Genomic DNA, 2,510 nt, shown 5'->3' with positions numbered 1-2,510 from the left:
CCGCCGTAGAGGGTGTCGGAACCCTGCCCACCGTAGAGCGTGTCGGCCCCAAGGTTCCCGAACAGCACGTCGTTGCCCTGGTTGCCCAGCAGCACGTCCCGGTTCTGTCCGCCGTAGAGAGTGTCGGCGCCCTGACCGCCGTAGAGGGTGTCGTTGCCCATGTTGCCGAGCAGCAGGTCGTCACCCTGGTTGCCCTGGATCAGGTCGTCGCCCTCGTTGCCGAACGCCGTGTCGTTGCCCAGGCCGCCGCTGTAGGTGTCGTTGCCCGAAAGCAGGCTGATGCTGTCGGGCCCATCCGTGCCGGTGAGATCGTCGTCGCCGGGCGTCGGGCCGGTCGGCTGGGTCGGTGGCGGCGGCGGAGCGACGTCGTCGTTCTGGATCGTGCCCGTGGCGGTCGCCGTGGTGATCGTGCCGAAGTTCGGACCCGACAGGGTGACGGAGAAGCCTTCGTTCGGCTCGACCGCGGTGTCGCCGGCGACCAGCACCGTGACGGTCTGGCTCGTCACCCCTTGGGCGAAGGTCAGCGTGCCGGACGGCAGGGCGTTGCCGGCAAAGTCCGAGGCCGAGGCCGGGTTCGTGCCCGAGCCGGTCACCGCATAGGCGATCGTCTCGCTCGCCTGCGCATCGCCCGTGCGGGTGACGGTGTAGACGAAGCTCGTCGTGCCGGTGTTGCCCTCGGCCTGCGCCAGCGTGGCCGGGCTGATGGCGAAGCTCGGGACGAGGTCGTTGTCGGCGATGGTGCCGGTGGCCGAGCCGTTGGTGGTCGAGATCGTCGCCCCGCCGGTGGCGGCGCTCAGCGTCGCGGTGACCGTCTCCGGCGTGGCGCCCTCGTAGAGGCTGTCATCCGTGGTGGCGACGGTGAAAGTCGCGCTGGTCTGGCCCTGGGCGAAGGTGAGGACCTGGGTTCTGGCGGTGTAGTCCGCGTTGGCCGTGGCGGTGTCGCCGGCAGCGCCCGTGGTGACCGTGACGGACTGGCTGGCCTGCGCGTCGCCGGTCCGGGTGACGGTGTAGACGAGCTGGCCGCCCTCGGTGACGCCGGGCGCGTTGGCGATCGCGAACACCGGCACGGGATCGTCGTTGGTGATCGTGCCTGCGGCTGTCGTGGCGGTATCGGCCGTGGCGTTCGTCGCTCCCGTCAGCGCCAGGGTGAAGCCCTCGTTGGCCTCAAACGCCGTGTCGCCCGAGACCAGGACCGTCACCATGGCGGTGCTGGCGCCCACCGCGAAGTTCGCAGTGCCCGTGGGCAGGCTCCCGCCGAAATCACCTGCGTCCGCCGGGTTGGCCCCCGTGCCGGTGACCGCATAGGTCGCCGTGCTGGCCAGGTTGAGGTTGCCTGTGCGGGTCAGCGTGTAGGCGAAGGCCGTGGTGCCGGCATTGCCCTCGGCCAGGGTGACCGGACCCGAGGTGATGGCGATGGCCGGCGGCGTGGTGTCCACCGTGGCGGCGACGGTTCTCGGACCGGTGACGGCGGTGCCGTCGCTGACCGTGATCGTGAATCCGGCGCTCGTGTCGGTGCTGCCGTCCTGCCGGAAGCCGACCTGGCCTGCCGCCAGTTGGGTCTGCGTGAACGTGCCGTTGGCGAGAAGCGCCGTGCCGTTGACGAGAACCTGCCCGCGCGTCGTGCCGGTCACGGTGTAGCTGAGCTGAGCGGCGGTGTTGTCGACATCGCTGGCGGTCAGGTCGGCCACCGTGACCGGCACCGTCCCACCCTGAACGAGGCTGATCTGGCCGTCGCTGGCCAGGACCGGAGCGTCGTTGACCGCGGCAACGCTCAGGCTGCGCGTTGCCGCTGGGCTGGTGTTGGTGCCATCGCTGGCCGTGAAGCTGATCGTCCGGGTGGCCGTGGCCGGCGTATCGGAGCTGTCGGTGTAGGTGACGGCCCGGAGAGCTGCCTGGTACTGGGCTGTCGTGCCCGTGCCGCTCAGCGTGAGCACGCCGGCGGCATAACTGGCGGCGATGGAGCCATAGGTCGCTGCGCTGGTGTTGGTGAAGGCCAGCACGTCCTCGGCGCCGGCGTAGCCCCCGGTGAGGCTGACGGTGGCGCCCGCAAGGGTCGCGCTGTCGAGGTCGGTGAGGGTCAGGTTGGGGTCGACGGCTACCGCCACCTGTTCCTGCGCGGCTGTCGTGCCCGCTGAAGTCGTCACAACGGGGACAGCGGTATCGTCATCGATGATCGTGCCGATACCCTGCGCATCCGCGATCGTGGCGCCCACGGCGTTCGAGAGATTGAGCGCGAACTGCTCGGCCCCCTCGAACAATGCATCGTTCGTGAGGGACACCGTCACGGTCTGCGTTGCCGTGGCGGCGAGGCTCGGGGCGAAGGTCAACGTCCCGGAGGTGGACGTGTAGTCGGACCCGGCCACGGCCGTGCCATCGGCGGTACGGTAATCGACCGTGATCGGCACCTCGGTGGCCCCGGTCCGGGTGATGGTGAAGGTGGCCGTGCCTGCCGCTTCGGACACCGTCACGTCGCTGATGGCGATCGTCGGTGCGGGATCGTCGTTGGTGAT

Annotated in this window: 1 protein-coding gene; it reads right to left on the bottom strand. The window is 69.8% G+C overall.

The window, feature by feature from the left end:
- A partial coding sequence (locus tag COGEMETH_RS16540) for a beta strand repeat-containing protein (RefSeq protein WP_283215008.1) occupies positions 1–2,510 on the bottom strand: 2,510 nt, incomplete at both ends.

Origin of the sequence: Methylobacterium trifolii (assembly GCF_022179685.1) — a bacterium.
Lineage (GTDB): Bacteria > Pseudomonadota > Alphaproteobacteria > Rhizobiales > Beijerinckiaceae > Methylobacterium > Methylobacterium trifolii.
The sequence above is the reverse complement of the archived record's forward strand: the minus strand, read 5'-3'. Positions and strand labels throughout refer to the sequence as shown.